Origin of the sequence: Paenibacillus sp. FSL L8-0708 (assembly GCF_038009325.1) — a bacterium.
Classification (GTDB): Bacteria; Bacillota; Bacilli; order Paenibacillales; family Paenibacillaceae; genus Paenibacillus_AQ; species Paenibacillus_AQ odorifer.
The window spans coordinates 7,062,155-7,082,400 of sequence record NZ_JBBPBC010000001.1 but is presented as its reverse complement, the minus strand read 5'-3'; the positions used below and the strand labels follow the sequence as shown (position 1 = coordinate 7,082,400).

Annotated in this window: 11 protein-coding genes, 1 tRNA gene and 3 rRNA genes; 14 read left to right on the top strand and 1 reads right to left on the bottom strand. The window is 46.9% G+C overall.

The genetic code is table 11. From position 1 onward, the window contains the following. Positions 1 to 65: 65 nt before the first annotated feature. The 10 genes from NYE58_RS33370 (at position 66) to NYE58_RS33325 (ending at position 13,306) form a co-directional block, all read left to right on the top strand. Positions 66 to 965: a glycosyltransferase family 2 protein gene (locus NYE58_RS33370; RefSeq protein WP_370511643.1), complete on the top strand. Its 900-nt coding sequence runs from the start codon at positions 66 to 68 to the stop codon at positions 963 to 965. Further along, positions 962 to 2,368 carry an undecaprenyl-phosphate glucose phosphotransferase gene (locus NYE58_RS33365; RefSeq protein ID WP_076276867.1) on the top strand — a complete coding sequence of 469 codons (1,407 nt, stop codon included), beginning with the start codon at positions 962 to 964 and terminating at the stop codon, positions 2,366 to 2,368. The genes NYE58_RS33370 and NYE58_RS33365 overlap by 4 nt, the downstream gene beginning before the upstream one ends. Before the next feature lie 108 nt (positions 2,369 to 2,476). Next, positions 2,477 to 3,346, top strand: coding sequence for a phosphatidylinositol-specific phospholipase C/glycerophosphodiester phosphodiesterase family protein (locus tag NYE58_RS33360; RefSeq protein ID WP_076276866.1), 870 nt, complete (start codon positions 2,477 to 2,479; stop codon positions 3,344 to 3,346). Positions 3,347 to 3,572: 226 nt separating this feature from the next. Next, the gene (locus NYE58_RS33355; RefSeq protein ID WP_139332125.1) at positions 3,573 to 4,292 is read left to right on the top strand and encodes a heptaprenylglyceryl phosphate synthase; all 720 of its coding nucleotides are present in this window, start codon (positions 3,573 to 3,575) and stop codon (positions 4,290 to 4,292) included. Positions 4,293 to 4,353: 61 nt separating this feature from the next. Beyond that, on the top strand, positions 4,354 to 6,693 hold the full coding sequence (pcrA, locus tag NYE58_RS33350; RefSeq protein WP_076276865.1) for a DNA helicase PcrA: 2,340 nt from the start codon (positions 4,354 to 4,356) through the stop codon (positions 6,691 to 6,693). Positions 6,694 to 6,770: 77 nt separating this feature from the next. Further along, positions 6,771 to 8,783, top strand: a complete 2,013-nt coding sequence (gene ligA, locus NYE58_RS33345) for an NAD-dependent DNA ligase LigA (protein ID WP_076276864.1) — start codon at positions 6,771 to 6,773, stop codon at positions 8,781 to 8,783. Positions 8,784 to 8,963: 180 nt separating this feature from the next. Next, positions 8,964 to 9,671: a response regulator transcription factor gene (locus NYE58_RS33340; protein WP_036678667.1), complete on the top strand. Its 708-nt coding sequence runs from the start codon at positions 8,964 to 8,966 to the stop codon at positions 9,669 to 9,671. 19 nt (positions 9,672 to 9,690) lie between these two features. Further along, complete coding sequence (locus NYE58_RS33335) at positions 9,691 to 10,803, top strand: sensor histidine kinase (RefSeq protein WP_256719001.1); 1,113 nt, start codon at positions 9,691 to 9,693, stop codon at positions 10,801 to 10,803. A 62-nt stretch (positions 10,804 to 10,865) separates the two neighbouring features. Next, on the top strand, positions 10,866 to 11,450 hold the full coding sequence (locus NYE58_RS33330) for a HAMP domain-containing protein (protein WP_076276863.1): 585 nt from the start codon (positions 10,866 to 10,868) through the stop codon (positions 11,448 to 11,450). After that, positions 11,447 to 13,306 (top strand): transglycosylase domain-containing protein, encoded by a 1,860-nt coding sequence (locus tag NYE58_RS33325; RefSeq protein ID WP_341004024.1) that lies wholly within the window; start codon positions 11,447 to 11,449, stop codon positions 13,304 to 13,306. Before NYE58_RS33330 ends, NYE58_RS33325 begins: the two co-directional genes overlap by 4 nt. Before the next feature lie 4 nt (positions 13,307 to 13,310). On the opposite strand, the gene NYE58_RS33320 is transcribed toward NYE58_RS33325, so the two are convergent. Further along, a complete protein-coding gene (locus tag NYE58_RS33320; RefSeq protein WP_341004023.1) occupies positions 13,311 to 14,567 on the bottom strand; it encodes an MFS transporter in 1,257 nt (418 codons plus the stop codon). A 404-nt stretch (positions 14,568 to 14,971) separates the two neighbouring features. On the opposite strand from NYE58_RS33320, the gene NYE58_RS33315 reads away from it, so the two are divergent. The 4 genes from NYE58_RS33315 to rrf all read left to right on the top strand — a co-directional run bounded on the left by NYE58_RS33315 (position 14,972) and on the right by rrf (position 20,049). Beyond that, positions 14,972 to 16,529 (top strand): 16S ribosomal RNA (locus NYE58_RS33315). A 101-nt stretch (positions 16,530 to 16,630) separates the two neighbouring features. Then, positions 16,631 to 16,706 (top strand) — tRNA-Ala (locus NYE58_RS33310). A gap of 172 nt (positions 16,707 to 16,878) precedes the next feature. After that, a 23S ribosomal RNA gene (locus tag NYE58_RS33305) occupies positions 16,879 to 19,804 on the top strand. 128 nt (positions 19,805 to 19,932) lie between these two features. After that, positions 19,933 to 20,049 (top strand): 5S ribosomal RNA (gene rrf, locus NYE58_RS33300). Together the 16S, 23S and 5S rRNA genes with 1 tRNA gene alongside form the textbook arrangement of a ribosomal RNA operon. Positions 20,050 to 20,246: the final 197 nt, after the last annotated feature.

Below are 20,246 nucleotides of genomic sequence, written 5' to 3'. Positions count from 1 at the left end.
AGCGTTACGCAGTGAATGTAGATGTAAGCATACTTATTGTCAATTACAACACGTGTCGCCTGACGATGGACTGTATCAGGTCGGTATATGACTCAGAAACGAACTATTCCTATGAGATTATTTTGATAGACAACAATTCCCATGATGATTCGGTAGAGATGATTGGTAGAGAGTTTCCAAGTGTCATGTTGATCGCAAATAACGACAATGTCGGTTTTGCCCGTGCAAATAATCAGGGGATGGAAGCTTCATCCGGACGGTATGTACTATTGCTCAATTCAGATACGGTGGTACGCAGGGATACGCTGGAGACGATGATCTCCTTTATGGATGGTCGTCCCGATGTTGGGGCGTCAGGATGTAAGATTATATTGCCAGATGGGTCGCTGGATAAAGCGTGTAAGCGAGGATTTCCTACACCGTCAGCTTCCTTCTATTATGCTTTTGGTTTCAGTAAGTTGTTTCCGGATCGACCGAAGTTTAACGGTTACCAGTTAGGTTATCTGGACCCTGATCTTGATTACCCGATAGATTGTCTGGTGGGTGCGTTTATGCTGCTGCGGCGGGAGATGATTGATCAGGTAGGCGGCTTAGATGAAGAGTTTTTTATGTACGGTGAGGATTTAGACTGGTGCTATCGTATTAAAGAAGCTGGTTGGGAGATTTATTATTATCCGAAGACCTCCATCGTACATCTCAAAGGCGGCAGTGCCAGACGTAGACCGTTTAAGATCGTCTATGAATTTCACCGGGCAATGATATTATTTCACCGTAAGCATTATAGCAGGAAGTACAACAGTATTATAAATGGAACAGTATATGCTGGTGTTGGTGTGAAGTTTGCCCTGTCCCTCTTGCGGAATGCCCTAATCTTTCCTAAAGCAGTTCCATCACCTGCACAGAGTCTTAGCTCTGCTACGGAAACAGGCGCTCGTAACGATAAGAATACTGAGGTGAGATTATGATTCGGCGGAATCAGAAATTTTTGACACAGCTCTATATGGTTGCTGACTTTCTTGTCATCCAACTGTCCTTTTTAGCGGCTTGGTGGATCAAGTTCAAGAGCGGATGGATGGAATCTTATAACACGCTGCCTGTAGAGTCTTACGCTTATTGGAGTATGATTTATGGCGTAGTAGCTGTCTTAATCGGTATCCTTTTATCGCTTTATTTGCCTAAGCGTAAGAAACGTTTTGTCGATGAGTTTATTAAGATTTTTCAAGTGCATATCATGAGCATCTTCATCCTGCTCGGTCTAATGTTTTTCGTGAAAGAAATTGATATCTCCCGTACATATCTGGCTATTTATATGGGATTTAATGTTCTTTCCATTATGCTTTACCGTTATGTGTTGAAGAAGATGCTTAAATCTTTTCGAGAAAAGGGCTTCAACCGCCAATTCGTGCTTATCATCGGCGCTGGTACACTCGGCAAAAGATTCTACAACAATTTGGAACAATATCCTGAGCTTGGATATGAAGCCATTGGCTTTTTAGACGATTACCATACTTGGGATGGGATTGAGGAGCAACGGTATAAACCGATCCTGGGAACGGTCGATCAGTTATCCGGAATGCTGGAGATGCTGCCTGTGGACGAGGTTATTCTTGCTTTGCCGCTCGATGCGCATTCTAAATATCCTTCGATTATTGCGGCCTGTGAAAAAGCAGGGGTACGCACATTGATTATTCCGGATTTCTTTGATTATTTACCGGCGCGTCCTTACTTTGATAACTTTGCAGGTATGCCAATGATTAATGTTCGTGATATTCCACTGGATATGACGGGGAATAAGATGGCAAAACGTTTGTTTGATATCGTGTTCTCTCTATTCGCTATTATTATGATATCTCCCGTGATGCTGATCGTAGCTCTCGGCGTACGTCTTACCTCACCGGGACCGATCATATTCCGGCAGGAACGGGTGGGACTTAATCGGCGTAATTTTATGATGTATAAGTTTCGTTCAATGAAGCTGCAGCAGGACGGGGAAGAGGATACAGGTTGGAGTACGCGGGAAGATCCTCGTAGAACTCGATTTGGAACCTTTATCCGTAAGACAAGTCTGGATGAGCTTCCGCAATTTTTTAATGTATTACTCGGTCATATGAGTGTAGTTGGCCCACGGCCAGAACGACCATTTTATGTAGAACAATTCCGTGATGAAATTCCGAAGTATATGGTGAAGCACCATGTGCGTCCAGGAATTACGGGCTGGGCACAGAGCAATGGGCTGCGCGGGGACACTTCAATTGAGGAACGGATTAAGCACGATATTTTCTATATCGAGAACTGGTCCTTACTGTTCGATATTCGAATTATTTTCAAAACGATTCGCAACGGCTTCGTTAACAAAAACGCATATTGAGACCTGCACTTATTTAGATTTGTGAAATTTTAATAATACCCCGTTTTGCCACTGGCAGAGCGGGGTATTAATTTTCTAATCTAAACTTTGCAAAGGAAACCCACAACTATGAATAAGAAAAAGATTATTGCAACCGTAGTAATGATTGTCGCACTAATAATAATTCTTGTAATAACGTTGAACAAAGAGGAAGAGCAACAACCCGCGAGCGGTTTTGAAACGCACAGAATCGTTGCACATGCCATGGGGGGAATTAACGGCTACACGTATACCAATGCTTGGGAGGCCTTTGTCGCTAACTATGAACGGGGAACTCGCGTATTTGAAGTTGATTTTTTGTTATCGAAGGATGATAAGTTGGTTGCTCGGCATGAATGGACAGGCAATATGAGCAAGCTTTTAGGTCAGTTGGAGGTTCTCCCTGCTAATAAACAGGGTGTGGCACTAGATTACGAGGAATTTATGGACAGCCCCATCCTGAATATATACTCTCCGCTTGATATTGAGAAGGTGCTTGATCTAATGCAGAATTATCCAGATGCTTATATCGTTACGGATACCAAAGAAATCCAACCGGAACTTATAGAGAAGCAATTTACATTGCTGACCGAAGCGGCGCAGCGTCGGGATCCAGCGTTGTTGGAGCGGATAGTTCCACAGATCTACAATCAGCCGATGCTTGATGAGATCAATAAGGTGTATTCTTTTCCAGAAGTGCTTTACACCCTGTACCAATCTAAGGATACGGATGAACAAGTTATTGAGTTTGTTAAAAAAACAGGTGTGGATATTACGATGCCAGTTAGCCGGGCCACCAAGAGTTTTGTCAAACAGTTAAAAAATATCGGAGCTCGTGTATACGTTCATACAGTGGATGAAGAGGATGAGATTAGAGAGCTATCTCGTATGGGTGTAGACGGATTTTATAGTGATTTTGTGCCTGAAAATGATTTGAATAACCTCAGAAGTATACGTTGAAATCTATCTCCACTCATTACAACTAATATATCCCCGTAAAGTGGTGCTTTCCTCAGATGCGTATTCAGGTACTTTGCGGGGACCTCAAATTTACATGCGAAAAAATGTTCGTATTTTTGTTCGCTTTAAATTGACACACCTCCTGTGCTGGCATAGACTAGATCTATATCTTTTGCGGCGGCAGGAGTGTTTTGTCTTGCCCAAATGACAATTAAGGATGATTCCCATGAAATCAGTACAGCAAATGATCAAACCTTGGCGGCATGTGTTTAAGTTGGACCCAGATCGTATGATTTCAGATGAGGATTTGGAAGCCGTTTGCTTGTCCGGCACGGATGCCATATTGATAGGAGGCTCTACAGGAGTTACTTATGAGAATACAGTAGATCTCTTATCAAGAGTAAGACGTTTTGAGCTGCCCTGTGCACTCGAGGTATCCGAACTTGAAGCTGCTGTACCCGGATTTGATCTTTATATGATTCCTATGGTGCTAAATACACCTGATCCAGCTTGGATTGTAGGCCATCATCGTCGAGCTATAGAGCGTTATGGATTTATGATCCCATGGGATCAGCTGCTAACGGAAGGTTACGTCGTTTTGAACAGTGATTCTTCAGTTGCGCGGATTACAGGGGCCGAGACAACCATTAATGCTGAAGAGGCGGCTGCATATGCCCAGGTTGCGGACAAGCTGATGTCACTGCCAATAGTCTATCTTGAATATAGTGGTAGATTTGGGGATATGGAGACAGTACGTATAGTGCGTGAGATGGTGGAGCAAGCCCAACTATTTTATGGAGGCGGCATTACTTGTGAGGCAGAGGCCGAGCAGGCAGCAGCTCTATGTGATACAGTAGTTGTCGGCAATATTATTTATCGGGATGTAGAGCAGGCAATTCGTACGGTATTAGCTGTCAAAAAGACGGTACAAGAGCAGTTCGAGTAGCGATTAGCTTATGGACTACTTATGATTTGTAATTTTATTTTTAGAAAGGAGCATGTTACACATGCAACTTATTAACATACAAGACGCGGTCAGCCGATTGAATCCTCCACAAAGGCAGGCTGTCGAAACTACTGAAGGACCCCTTTTGATTATGGCTGGTGCGGGCAGTGGGAAGACGAGAGTGCTGACTCACAGAATTGCCTGGCTGATTGCTAATCGAAAGGCGCCGCCTTGGGCGATTTTGGCGATTACATTTACGAATAAAGCTGCGAGGGAAATGCAGGAACGTGTATCTAAGCTCGTTGGACCTGAGGGAAGAGATATTTGGGTATCCACCTTTCACTCCATGTGTGTTCGGATCTTGCGGAAGGATATTGAGCGCATTGGGTTTACTTCCAACTTCTCGATTCTGGACTCTACAGACCAGTTATCAGTCATTCGTAATTGCATGAAGGAACTGAATATTGATACGAAAAAATTCGAACCGAAAGCTGTACAAGCCATAATTAGCGCATCTAAGAATGAACTGATTACTCCGGCGCAGTATGAGCAAAAAGTCGGTGATTATTTCGAAGGTTTAGTTGCCAAGGTTTATAAAATGTACCAACGGCGTTTGAGAAGCAATAACTCGCTTGATTTTGATGATTTGATTATGAAGACTATCGAATTATTTAAGGAAGTTCCCGAGGTTCTGGATTTTTACCAAAAGAAGTTCAAATACATCCATGTGGATGAGTATCAGGATACGAACAGAGCACAATACATGTTGTGCCGCATGCTGGCAGACAGCCACCACCGCATTTGCGTGGTAGGGGATAGTGACCAGTCGATCTATCGCTGGCGTGGTGCGGATATTACGAATATTCTTAATTTTGAAGAGGATTATCCGGAAGCGAAGACGATTCTGCTAGAACAGAATTACCGTTCAACCGCTAATATCCTGAATGCAGCCAATGGGGTAATCGCGCTTAATAGTGGCCGTAAACCGAAAAAGCTGTGGACCGATTCCGAGGAAGGCGCCAAGATTAAGGTGTACCGGGCGGATTCCGAGCATGACGAAGGGTATTTTGTAACCGGAGAAATCAGCAAAAATGTGAAGCAAGGTCAAGCTTACCAGAATCACGCGATTCTGTATCGGACGAATGCTCAGTCACGGGTAATAGAGGAAATTTTGATCAAATCAGATATTCCATATCAAATCGTTGGCGGGATCAAGTTCTATGATCGTAAAGAAATCAAGGATCTGCTGGCGTATCTACGTTTACTGTCTAACCCTGATGATGATATCAGCCTGACGCGTATTATTAATGTTCCTAAGCGTGGATTAGGGGATACAACGGTTGGCAAGCTGGCAGCTGCTGCTGGTGAACGTGGTGTTTCTATTTTCCGAGTACTGCAAACGGTCGATGATTTGGGCTTTGCTGGACGGACGCGGAATATGCTAGTAGAGTTCTACGATATGATTGAAGCTCTGCACCGTATGGTGGAGTTCTTGTCTGTAACCGAATTGACGGAAAAAATACTGGAAATGTCGCAGTACCGTTTGGAGCTGCAAAATGAAAACACACTCGAATCACGCTCGAGGCTAGAGAATATCGATGAGTTCTTATCGGTGACGATGGAGTTTGAAAAGAACAACGAAGACAAGTCGCTGGTCTCCTTCCTCACGGATCTTGCACTTATCGCAGATATCGATAGTGTGAACGATGACGAAGAGGATCGTAGTGATGCGGTTGTGTTAATGACGATGCACAGCGCCAAAGGTCTGGAGTTCCCGACGGTATTTATCGTCGGAATGGAAGAAGGCGTGTTCCCACACAGCCGTGCCTTCCAGGACAACGACGAGCTGGAGGAGGAACGCCGGCTTGCGTATGTGGGGATCACCCGCGCGGAGAAACAACTGTTTCTCTCTTGTGCGCGGATGCGTACGCTCTTTGGCCGGACGACGGCGAACCAGCCGTCCCGCTTCTTAGAGGAGATTCCGGAGGAACTGAAGGAAGATACCGTTAAGACTCAAGACCGCTTCCAGCGCGGAGGCGCGGAGGCAGGCGGTGCTTACGGCGGACGCGGCTTCGGCAGCGGTGGCCGTGGGAACTTTGGCGGCCGGGGTGGCGCCGCCGGAGCTACGCCGGCAGGCGGCGGAAGCACGGCGTCAGCGGCGGCAAGCAAGAGCAGCGTGACCGTGACCTCCGGAGGCGCACAGCGTGCTACCGGAGCAGGGGCTGCTGCAGCTGGCGATTACAAGGCGGGTGACAAGGTCTCCCACGGCAAATGGGGCACGGGCACCGTTGTATCTGTTAAAGGCAGCGGGAATGACACGGAGCTGCAGATTGCTTTTCCGGCACCGGTGGGTGTGAAACGCCTGCTTGCGGGGTTTGCGCCGATTACCAAAGTGGAATAATAGCAGACAACGATTAACGAACGGATATTTAGACCACGCTAACTTTAGGAAACTTATTGACGGAGGGATGTACCTGCATGGATGCTATGCATGTGATGGAAGAGCTTGTTGCGGAATTAAATAACTATAATTACCACTACTACACGCTGGATGCACCGCTAGTCAGCGATAAGGAATACGATATTTTATACGACAAGCTTGTAGCACTGGAGGCTGAGAGTGGCTTCGTACTACCGGATTCGCCTACACAACGTGTAGGTGGAGAGCTGCTTAAGGGCTTCACGCCGCATCGGCATCTGGCACCGCTTTGGAGTCTGGATAAAGCACAGAATATTGAACAGCTGCGCAGCTGGAATACCCGGGTGCTCCGGTTAGTGAATGAATACAATCTCAAGAATCCAGACACCCCTCTTCCTGATCCTTGTTATGCAGTAGAACTGAAGTTCGATGGCTTGACGCTGAATTTAACCTATCGTAATGGTGTTCTCGAACAGGCATCAACGCGTGGCAATGGCGTAGTTGGCGAAGGAATACTTGCACAGGTGAAGACCATCAAATCTGTTCCATTGACGATTCCTTTCAAGGATGGGGTCATTGAGGTTCAGGGTGAAGGGATTATGAATCTGTCTGTGCTGGCTGATTATAATACACGGGCTGCAGAGCCGCTGAAGAATGCGCGTAATGCAGCAGCAGGTGCACTGCGTAATCTTAATCCGAAGACTACTGCGGACCGCCGTTTGAACGCTTTTTTCTATAATGTAGGCTTTGCAGAAGGCGCGGAGTTCGCTGACCATCAGGAAATGATGGATTTTCTGCGGAATAACAAATTTAAAGTGAACCCATACCTGACCTACTGCAATGATTTTGATGATGTAACTGAGCAGCTCGCTGGAATCGAGGAGAGTCGTTCGAGTCTTGATTACCTCATTGATGGGGCTGTAATTAAGGTCACGGATTTCAGAATCCGTGAGGTGCTTGGATACACTGACAAGTTCCCGCGTTGGGCAGTAGCTTATAAATTTGAAGCCGAAGAAACGACGACCGTGCTGGAGTCCGTTAGCTGGAATGTAGGTCGTACAGGTAAAGTGACTCCGCTGGCTCGGGTTGAGGCTGTAGAGCTTGCTGGAGTTACCGTTCAGAACTGCACCCTGAATAATGTGGGTGATATTGAGCGCAAAAACTTGAAATTTGCCTTAGGTTCGCGGGTCTTTATTCGCCGTTCCAATGATGTTATCCCAGAAATTCTCGGTAAGGTAACAGAGGAGAATGACGGTGGAGAGATTATTTTCCCTGAGGATTGTCCAGCTTGCGGATATCCGTTAGAAATGCGCGGAGCACATCTTTTCTGTAACAATAAACTGAATTGCAGGCCGCAGATTATCAGTCGGATCACCCACTTTGCTTCGCGTGATGCGATGGATATCGAGACATTCAGTGAGAAGACAGCGGGTCAGCTCTATGATGAGCTTAATGTACATGACTCTGCGGATCTGTATGAACTGAACTTTGAGCAGCTTGTACAGCTGAACCGTTTTGGTGAGAAAAAAGCACAGAATTTGCTGCAAGCTTTAGAAGATAGCAAAGGTAGAGATCTTGCTTCATTTCTCTTTGCGTTAGGGATTCCTAACACAGGTAAAGCAACGACAAAGATGTTGGCTGATCATTTCCGCGATCTGGATGCTGTGATGCAGGCCAAAGCCGAGGAGCTAGCTGAGTTACCAGACATTGGTGGGATTGTCGCAGAGAGCATTGTCAGCTTCTTCGCAGATCCAGTTGTAGTAGCTAATGTTTCCCGCTTGCGGGCGTTGGGTGTGGAAGCAAAGGCTCCTGAGGCACCACGTCCTATTAGTACCGATTCCTTCTTTAGTGGCAAAACGGTCGTATTGACGGGTTCCTTGCAAAAGCTTACCCGCGATGAAGCAGCTGAACGTCTGGAAGCACTCGGAGCAAAGGTGTCGGGAAGTGTGTCCAAGAAGACGGATTTAGTTATCGCTGGTGAAAAAGCTGGCAGTAAGCTGGCCAAAGCGCAGCAGTTAGGCATTCAAGTCATTGAGGATGAAGATGAGCTAATTCGCTTGCTGGATATGTAAGTAACAAACTATACTCGATTCCAAAAGGTTCCCGGTTCCATTTCGTTTAAGTACGAGAGGAGCAGGGGCCTTTTTTGCGTGGATTACAACTAAACGTTTCATTTTTAGAAAAAAATTCGGATGATCTGCTAATATATAGCTATAGATATTTATTACTATATTTGAAAGGAAAACCTTCCTGTGAAGAGAGAAACGATATTGTTAGTAGATGATGAGAAGGAAATTGTAGAACTGTTAACGATTTATCTCTGTAATGAAGGCTATAGACTGCTAAAGGCTTATGATGGAATGGAAGCGCTGGAATGTCTGCAGAAAGAGGAAGTTGATCTAATTATTCTTGATGTCATGATGCCTAAAATGGACGGGCTAGCTGCATGTATGAAGATCCGTGAAGAGCGGAAAATGCCAATTATCATACTATCAGCCAAAAATACAGATATGGACAAGATCTCCGGCCTGAGCCTCGGGGCAGATGACTACGTGGGCAAGCCGTTTAATCCTTTGGAGATTGTGGCACGAGTAAAATCACAGTTGCGCCGTTATCACGGATTTAATAAGGATAGTAATACGTTAGGAAACGACAGCAAACTAAGCTTTGAGGATCTGACTATAGATACGTCTAAGCATGAGGTGTATGTAGACCAGCAGAAGATTAAACTGACTCCGCGGGAATTCTCTATTCTAGAGCTTTTAGCGAGACACCAAGGTCAAGTGCTTAGCTTGGAGCAAATTTACAATAAGGTATGGAATGAACCCTTTTTAGATGGCGGTAACACAGTGATGGTACATATTCGTAATCTCCGAGACAAAATCGAAATCGATTCGAAACGCCCACGTTATATACAAACCGTCTGGGGAGTTGGCTATAAATTAGACGGACCTTCCTGAAGGGATTAGGTGAGGCTTCTTGAATTCTAAATATATAACGACGATTCGCTGGAAGTTTATGTTTGCTTTTTTGCTGAGTGTGCTTTCGGGCGCTTTGCTGCTCATGGCAGGGTACCAACTCGTCAACTTTATGATCTATCTAAATCCGGCTTCAGAGTCGGCTCCCTATTCACGCATACTGCGCTGGATTATTAATCATATTGGCTCTATGCCACTAATGACAGCAGCGGGTATTATCAGCTTTTTATTATTCTTTTTTATCTACACACGTAAAGTTGTGCTGTATCTGGAAGAGATCACAAAAGGGATTCGAGAAATTACAAGCTCCGGGATGTCCCATAGAATTGAAGTCAGAACCACGGATGAGCTGGGTGTGCTGGCTGAGAATATTAATGAAATGGCTGAGCGTTTGCAGCACTCCGTAGAGGAGGAACGTAAAGCTGTGAATGCAAAAAATGACTTGATCACAGGTGTTTCCCATGATTTACGCACCCCGCTCACCTCTGTCTTGGGCTTTCTGGAATACATCGAACAAGATCGATGTCAGGAAGAAGCGGAAATCCGGTATTACGTGGATATAGCCTACAACAAATCCCTGGTGCTGCGTAAACTGATCGATGATCTTTTTGATTACACACGTGTAAATAGTGGAGAGTACCCTTTGGTTATGCAGAGATTGGATTTGAAGGCTTTCATACGGCAGCTGGCGGAGGAGTCAGTTCCTGAACTAACAAAGGCGGATATGATCTATGAAATCGAGGACGTTGCTGATGAGTTATGGATAGAGGCTTCGCCTAAAGAATTAGTACGTGCTTATGAAAATTTGATTACTAACGCGATCCGTTACGGCAGAAGCGGCGGGAAATTGGAGATAGGTTTCAGTAAAAAGGAAAATGATGCTGTGGTCCGTATTAGCAACTTCGGAGAGAGGATTGCGGAAAGTGATATCCCTTTTATTTTTGAACGATTCTATCGGGCAGAAAAGTCGCGTTCACAGCATACAGGCGGCTCAGGGCTTGGACTTGCGATTGCCAAAAGTATCATCGAACGCCACAATGGCGTTATTTATGTAGAAAATACATCTCTTCGCACGGATTTTATTACCTGTTTCCCATTCTTCATAGAATCTTAAGAAAACTCTGGCGGGTTCTTAAGATTTGGAAGTTATCCTTGTGGCACAAGGAGGGAACTACCATGCCAAAACTTCGGACGGTTCGTATCAGCTATTTATATATTTTTATGGGTTGCGCTCTTTTGAGTGCTGCCTTTCTTTTTGTTGTCCAGCGGGCTGTCGCTTTGCTGTATTCTCATTATTCGGGTCAATCAGGAGCCTTTTTTGTCCGGCTTATCCATTGGGTTATTAATCATATGGGTCAAACCCCTAGTGCCATCCTTCTATTTATTCTAGTCTTCGGTGGGCTGTATGTTCTTCGTTCACAGAAAATAGCTGATGATTTGCGCTCGCTAGTGGTGGGAACCTCGGAGCTGGCAGACAAAGGAGTCGCTCAGAACATCAAGGTTCTTTCTGGAGGAGAAATAGGTGAAATTGCTGCTAACCTCAATCGAATGCAAAGAATAGAAGTTCCAGATAGAGGTGCAAGCTCAAAGCGGATAGAAGACACACCAGCAGTAGCTTTATTAATAAGGACTAGGGCGATACTTCGCACTCTCCGTGAGGTTGAAGAGGATGGGGCGGAAGTACATACACTTCTTGCAGCAGCGAATGATGAAGTGCGGAGTATGGAGCGGTTCCTGGAGAACCTGATTATCGAATCATGAGCAGATGGAATGCACGCACCCGGATATTGCGAGTAGGGTACCTATTATTTGATGTGAGTGTTATTAGTACGGTATTGGCGCTTTTGATTTTGTTCTATGTATACCAGTATGGGGGGATTGTACTTAACCGGCATGAGGATAGGCTGCAATTGCCAGAATCAAGCCTCATCACAGCTTCAGATGGAACAGTTATACGAATGACTCCGCTACCGAGCTCGGGTTATAGGCTTACAGCAGAGCTTGAGGAGATGCCGGCTTTATTAATAGATACCTTTTTAACAGTAGAAGACCGCCGTTTTTATAGCCATCAAGGAGTCGATTATAAAGGGATATCACGCGCTTTCTTAAAAAATATCTTGGACATGAGTTTATCAGAAGGTGGCAGTAGTATTACTCAACAGCTTGCTCGCAATCTTTATTTGAACAGAGATAAGAATATGCTGCGTAAGTTAAATGAAACCTCTATTGCTTTTGCCTTGGAGCAGCAACTGACGAAACGTGAGATTTTGCAGCTGTACCTCAATCAGATTTATATGGGGCGGGGACAATATGGAGTAAAAGCGGCAGCGAAGCGTTACTTCGGCGTGTCTGATCTGAAAAAATTGGAGATCTGGCAAATAGCCACTCTGGCGGGAATCCCTAAAGGCCCCTCTATTTATAACCCGGTAGACAATAGTGCATTATCCAAAACGAGAAGAAATCTAGTGCTAAAGATGATGTTCAATCAGCGACTAATCACGTATGAGCAAATGCAGGAAGCTATGAGTAAACAATATCAGCCTCCAGCTGCGGTCGAAAATGGGGTTGCCGGAGTGTACTATGTGGATGCCGCCCTTAAGGAAGCGGCTCAGATCACAGGGAAATCCGTAGAGGAGCTTCGTACAGGCGGCTACACTATAGTTACAGGTTTGAACATCAAAGCACAGCAGGCACTTGAGCAGGCCGTTCTCAAAGAGGCTTCATTTCCACCTGACGGAAAAGATCAGCAGGTAGAAGCAGCTATGACCATAATGGATCATCGTACAGGAGAAGTAGTGGCAATGATTGGTGGGCGAGATCAAAACGAGGGCAATTTGAACAGAGCTATTATTGATGCACGTCAGCCGGGTTCCAGCTTTAAGCCGATCATTGATTATGGACCTGCACTGGAGAGCGGGAAATTCAACCCGAATAGTATGCTGTCCGACCGTAAAGTTGCTTATGGCAGCTACAAGCCTGAGAACTTGAACGGTATATACCAAGGTCAGGTCACAATGAACACAGCTTTGCAAAAATCCATCAATGCACCAGCCGTATGGGTATTGAAGCAGGTTGGAATCTCTTCTGCGCGGCAATTTGCCGCCAAATTAGGAATTGTACTGACGGAGGAGGACAATCATTTATCAATAGCTTTGGGGGGGCTTCATAATGGGGTTTCTCCACTAAAAATGGCCCAGGCCTACAGTGTCTTTGCTAGTGGAGGAGAATTTAATGCGGCTCATATGGTGCGCTCCATAACGGATTCAAAAGGGAAGGTCTTGTATACTCATCCCTCTGAATCACGTCAGGTAATCTCGCCGCGTACCGCAGAAGCGATGACGGCTATGTTACGCAATGTTGTTAATGAAGGAACAGGGAAAAAAGCGCAGATGAACAGACCAGTAGCGGGAAAGACCGGTACGACCCAATTGGACTTGGCTGGCGTGAGCAAGAAAGCTAATCGGGATCTTTGGTTTGTAGGCTATACTTCGGAGTGGACAGCTGCGGTATGGATGGGTTTTGATCGTACGAATCAGGATAATTACATGACTGAAGGCAGCGGGAAGGCTGCGGCTCTATTTTCTACAGTAATGAGTAAAGCCTTAAGTGATCATTGAGAAGTTATTGCGCCGCCCATTCTTCTAATTTCTCATCTCTAGGAAGCAGCAAGGCAAGAAACCCAAGCAGCGGGAGGAAGCCGCAAGCGATGAAAACTTTAGCAATCCCGATACTATCAATGAGGTTGCCGAGGACTAATGAGCCGATCCCGCCGAGTCCAAAAGCAAGTCCCGTGATCAGACCTGAAACTGTGCCAATGTTGCCCGGATATAGCATTTGAGCATAAATGACGGTAACAGAGAAGCTGGACAGAAGGATGAAACCGCCAATCAGCAGCAATACAGCCGCCCATAATGGACCTACAAAGGGTAGAGCAAGTGCAAAGGGAACGGTTCCTACCATTGATAGTAAGATGAGATTACGCCGTCCAAAACGGTCAGCCAGCGGACCTCCAAAAAATGTACCCACTGCGCCAGCAGCCAAATACATAAAAATATAGATTTGGGCTTTATCCAGCGTCATTTGATATTTGTCCATTAGATAGAAGGCGTAGTAACTGCCGATAGAAGCGCCATACCAAGACCTAACAAAGACTAGGAATACAAGAATAATCGTTGCTGTTCGTATACTTTTTCGGCGGGCGGGGTCGATTGCCCGTGCTGTTGATTTTTTATAAAAGGTATAACCGGCATCTAGCATTTCTCTATACCAGCGAGCTACATAGGTCTGAACAGCGATTCCGGCAGCCGCGACGATCGTGAAGCCTAGGGCACCAATCTGGCCAAAGGGGATGAACACCCATTTCGTAAGCATTGGACCCAGGGACTGTCCAGCATTGCCGCCCACTTGAAAAATAGATTGCGACAATCCCTTTCGCTGACCTGCCGCCATATGAGCAACACGCATACCCTCTGGGTGGAAGGTGGCTGAACCGAATCCGATCAGGATAACCGAGAATAAGACCAGAAAATAGCTATTGGCATAAGCCAATAGAAGTACACCTAAAAATGTGCTGCACATACCCAGTGGTAATAATATAGGACGGGGTTTACGGTCTGCAGCATATCCAATGACGGGTTGGATTACGGATGACGTCATATTTAAAGCGAATGAGATCCATCCAATCTGGGCGAAAGAGAGCAGTAGATTATCTTTGAGAATAGGGAAGATTGCTGGAATGACTGCCTGTATAGAATCATTAAATAAATGAACAAAACTGACAGCTAACAAAATTTTATAAATCGTTGCCTGCTGCAGATTACGCTGCTCCTTGTCCTTGCTGTCTACCGTGGACGCAGCGTCTGTAGGTTTGGTTTTCATTTTGACTCCTCTCTGTACTGATAGTTAGAAGGTAAGATTGGCGAATACGATAAATTCTATTTAGCCACAAATAATGGATGAATGGTATCAATTTGTATTGTATTGAAGTTATTTATACGAATGATTTTTTTATTTCAAAAAAAGCTTGCAAACTCAATGACAGCATGGTATATTATCTCTTGTGCTTACGACGCATCGCACATACGAAACACAAGCGTTGAAGAAATAAGTTGACAAGATAGAAACAAACATGATATACTCTAATTCCTGTGCAAGAGACATTGAATGTCGAAATGCTAGGAGCAAGTTCTTTGAAAACTGAACAAATGGAACACGTTAATTTTTAAAAGGATTCAATTAATGAATCGTCAGTTTCAAAATGAGCATATCGCTCTTTTCAATACTAATTGGAGAGTTTGATCCTGGCTCAGGACGAACGCTGGCGGCGTGCCTAATACATGCAAGTCGAGCGGAGTCATTTTGAAAGCTTGCTTTCAAAATGACTTAGCGGCGGACGGGTGAGTAACACGTAGGCAACCTGCCCTTCAGACTGGGATAACTACCGGAAACGGTAGCTAATACCGGATAATTTCTTTTTTCTCCTGAGAGAAGAATGAAAGACGGAGCAATCTGTCACTGAGGGATGGGCCTGCGGCGCATTAGCTAGTTGGTGGGGTAACGGCCCACCAAGGCGACGATGCGTAGCCGACCTGAGAGGGTGAACGGCCACACTGGGACTGAGACACGGCCCAGACTCCTACGGGAGGCAGCAGTAGGGAATCTTCCGCAATGGGCGAAAGCCTGACGGAGCAACGCCGCGTGAGTGATGAAGGTTTTCGGATCGTAAAGCTCTGTTGCCAGGGAAGAACGTCCGGTAGAGTAACTGCTACCGGAGTGACGGTACCTGAGAAGAAAGCCCCGGCTAACTACGTGCCAGCAGCCGCGGTAATACGTAGGGGGCAAGCGTTGTCCGGAATTATTGGGCGTAAAGCGCGCGCAGGCGGCTATTTAAGTCTGGTGTTTAAACCTTGGGCTCAACCTGAGGTCGCACTGGAAACTGGGTGGCTTGAGTACAGAAGAGGAAAGTGGAATTCCACGTGTAGCGGTGAAATGCGTAGATATGTGGAGGAACACCAGTGGCGAAGGCGACTTTCTGGGCTGTAACTGACGCTGAGGCGCGAAAGCGTGGGGAGCAAACAGGATTAGATACCCTGGTAGTCCACGCCGTAAACGATGAGTGCTAGGTGTTAGGGGTTTCGATACCCTTGGTGCCGAAGTTAACACAGTAAGCACTCCGCCTGGGGAGTACGGTCGCAAGACTGAAACTCAAAGGAATTGACGGGGACCCGCACAAGCAGTGGAGTATGTGGTTTAATTCGAAGCAACGCGAAGAACCTTACCAGGTCTTGACATCCCTCTGAATCCACTAGAGATAGTGGCGGCCTTCGGGACAGAGGAGACAGGTGGTGCATGGTTGTCGTCAGCTCGTGTCGTGAGATGTTGGGTTAAGTCCCGCAACGAGCGCAACCCTTAACTTTAGTTGCCAGCAGGTTAAGCTGGGCACTCTAGAGTGACTGCCGGTGACAAACCGGAGGAAGGTGGGGATGACGTCAAATCATCATGCCCCTTATGACCTGGGCTACACACGTACTACAATGGCCGGTACAACGGGAAGCGAAGCCGCGAGGTGGAGCCAATCCCATCAAAGCCGGTCTCAGTTCGGATTGCAGGCTGCAACTCGCCTGCATGAAGTCGGAATTGCTAGTAATCGCGGATCAGCATGCCGCGGTGAATACGTTCCCGGGTCTTGTACACACCGCCCGTCACACCACGAGAGTTTACAACACCCGAAGTCGGTGGGGTAACCCGCAAGGGAGCCAGCCGCCGAAGGTGGGGTAGATGATTGGGGTGAAGTCGTAACAAGGTAGCCGTATCGGAAGGTGCGGCTGGATCACCTCCTTTCTATGGAGAATCGTTCTCTGCAATGAGAACATTCAAATCGGAAGTTTAACTTCCACAACCAATTAACGTGTATCCATTTGTTCGGTTTTGATGGAATTTGCGGGGCCATAGCTCAGCTGGGAGAGCGCCTGCCTTGCAAGCAGGAGGTCAGCGGTTCGATCCCGCTTGGCTCCACCAACAAACTTCATCTATTTGTTATGTCTATACACTTGATCCTTGAAAACTGGATACCGAAACGAATTTGCGTTTTAGAACATCTTTTAGCAACTTGTGTAAACAAGTAAATGTTATTAGTGAGATGATTCCAAAGAGAATGTCATCGTATGATATTTTCCTGCGGAAAAATCAAGGTTAAGCTAATAAGAGCACACGGAGGATGCCTAGGCGCCAGGAGCCGACGAAGGACGTGGCGAACAACGAAACTGCCTCGGGGAGCTGTAAGCAAGCTTTGATCCGGGGGTGTCCGAATGGGGAAACCCAGCTGTGGTAATTCGCAGTTACTCATTTCTGAATACATAGGAAATGTAGAGGCAGACCAGGGGAACTGAAACATCTAAGTACCCTGAGGAAGAGAAAACAATAGTGATTCCGTCAGTAGCGGCGAGCGAACGCGGAACAGCCTAAACCTAAGAGCTTGCTCTTAGGGGTTGTGGGACGTCTCACATGGAGTTACAAAGGAATATGGTAGGTGAAGAGGTCTGGAAAGGCCCGCGATAGAGGTAAAAGCCCTGTAACCTAAACTGTATTCTCTCCGAGACGGATCCCGAGTAGTGCGGGGCACGTGAAACCCCGTATGAATCCAGCAGGACCATCTGCTAAGGCTAAATACTACCTGGCGACCGATAGTGAAACAGTACCGTGAGGGAAAGGTGAAAAGCACCCCGGAAGGGGAGTGAAATAGAACCTGAAACCGTGTGCTTACAAAAAGTCAGAGCCCTATTAATGGGTGATGGCGTGCCTTTTGTAGAATGAACCGGCGAGTTACGTTTAACATGCAAGGTTAAGCCGAGAAGGTGGAGCCGCAGCGAAAGCGAGTCTGAATAGGGCGAATTAGTATGTGGACGTAGACCCGAAACCGTGTGATCTACCCCTGTCCAGGGTGAAGGTGCGGTAACACGCACTGGAGGCCCGAACCCACGTACGTTGAAAAGTGCGGGGATGAGGTGGGGGTAGCGGAGAAATTCCAATCGAACTCGGAGATAGCTGGTTCTCCCCGAAATAGCTTTAGGGCTAGCCTCGGTATAAGAGTAGTGGAGGTAGAGCACTGATTGGGTGCGGGGTCCGCAAGGATTACCAAGCTCAGTCAAACTCCGAATGCCATATACTTATTGCCGGGAGTCAGACAGTGAGTGCTAAGATCCATTGTCAAAAGGGAAACAGCCCAGACCATCAGCTAAGGTCCCCAAGTGTGTGTTAAGTGGGAAAGGATGTGGAGTTGCACAGACAACCAGGATGTTGGCTTAGAAGCAGCCACCATTGAAAGAGTGCGTAATAGCTCACTGGTCGAGTGACTCTGCGCCGAAAATGTAACGGGGCTAAACACACCACCGAAGCTATGGCTAGATGCTTTGCATCTGGGGTAGGGGAGCGTTGTGTAGGGGTTGAAGGTGTACTGAAAAGAGCGCTGGACACTACACAAGTGAGAATGCCGGTATGAGTAACGAAAAGATCAGTGAGAATCTGATCCGCCGAAAGCCCAAGGTTTCCTGAGGAAGGCTCGTCCGCTCAGGGTAAGTCGGGACCTAAGGCGAGGCCGAAAGGCGTAGTCGAAGGACAACAGTTTGAAATTACTGTACCACCGTAATCCGCTATGAGCGATGGGGTGACGCAGGAGGGTAGTGACGCGGACTGATGGATGTCCGTCTAAGCAGTGAGGCTGATGTGTAGGCAAATCCGCACATCGTTAAGGCTGGGCTGTGATGGGGAGCGAAAATTGTAGTAGCGAAGGTCATGATCTCACACTGCCAAGAAAAGCCTCTAGCCAGGAGAAGGTGCCCGTACCGCAAACCGACACAGGTAGGCGAGAAGAGAATTCTAAGGCGCGCGGAAGAACTCTCGTTAAGGAACTCGGCAAAATGACCCCGTAACTTCGGGAGAAGGGGTGCCCCGGTAGTGTGAATAGCACGAGGGGGCCGCAGTGAAAAGGCCCAAGCGACTGTTTAGCAAAAACACAGGTCTGTGCGAAGCCGCAAGGCGAAGTATACGGGCTGACGCCTGCCCGGTGCTGGAAGGTTAAGGGGAGTGGTTAGGGGTAACCCGAAGCTATGAACCGAAGCCCCAGTAAACGGCGGCCGTAACTATAACGGTCCTAAGGTAGCGAAATTCCTTGTCAGGTAAATTCTGACCCGCACGAATGGCGTAACGACTTGGGCGCTGTCTCAACGAGAGATCCGGTGAAATTTTAATACCTGTGAAGATGCAGGTTACCCGCGACAAGACGGAAAGACCCCATGGAGCTTTACTGCAGCTTGATATTGAATTTGGGTACGATCTGTACAGGATAGGTGGGAGCCGTAGAAATCGGAGCGCAAGCTTCGGTGGAGGCGCCGTTGGGATACCACCCTGATCGTATCTAGGTTCTAACCTAGTGCCCTTACCGGGTACGGGGACCGTGTCAGGCGGGCAGTTTGACTGGGGCGGTCGCCTCCTAAAGAGTAACGGAGGCGTTCCAAGGTTCCCTCAGAATGGTTGGAAATCATTCGCAGAGTGCAAAGGCATAAGGGAGCTTGACTGCGAGACCTACAAGTCGAGCAGGGACGAAAGTCGGACTTAGTGATCCGGTGGTACCGCATGGAAGGGCCATCGCTCAACGGATAAAAGCTACCCTGGGGATAACAGGCTTATCTCCCCCAAGAGTCCACATCGACGGGGAGGTTTGGCACCTCGATGTCGGCTCATCGCATCCTGGGGCTGAAGTAGGTCCCAAGGGTTGGGCTGTTCGCCCATTAAAGCGGTACGCGAGCTGGGTTCAGAACGTCGTGAGACAGTTCGGTCCCTATCTGTCGTGGGCGCAGGAAATTTGAGAGGAGCTGTCCTTAGTACGAGAGGACCGGGATGGACGTACCGCTGGTGCACCAGTTGTTCCGCCAGGAGCATGGCTGGGTAGCTACGTACGGACGGGATAAGCGCTGAAAGCATCTAAGCGTGAAGCCCCCCTCAAGATGAGATTTCCCAATTAGTAAGACCCCTTGAAGACGACGAGGTAGATAGGTTGGAGGTGGAAGTGCAGCAATGCATGGAGCTGACCAATACTAATCGGTCGAGGGCTTATCCTATATGTAGAATGCAGATTCGTTTCGGATTCAGTTTTCAGGCATCAAGCCTGTAACACGCTTAGAAATTCATTGTCACTTCTGGTGATGAACCGAATTTCACGCGGCAGCGTCTGTTTCACAGATGCATGTTTGGTGGCGATAGCGGAGGGGTTCCACGCGTACCCATCCCGAACACGACCGTTAAGCCCTCCAGCGCCGATGGTACTTGGACCGAAGGGTCCTGGGAGAGTAGGACGTTGCCAAGCACAAATAGACCACTGTTGATAACTCGACAGTGGCTTTTTTGCGTCTATTATAGATTGTGGAAAACTTGTGGATAATTCATTGGAATTTGCAGAAAACTTACGCACATGTGGATAGATGATTAAAAGGCAAAAAATCACCAAATGGTGTGGATTAAGTACATATTTATGTAGATCTGTCAACAGAAAACCTAAGTAAT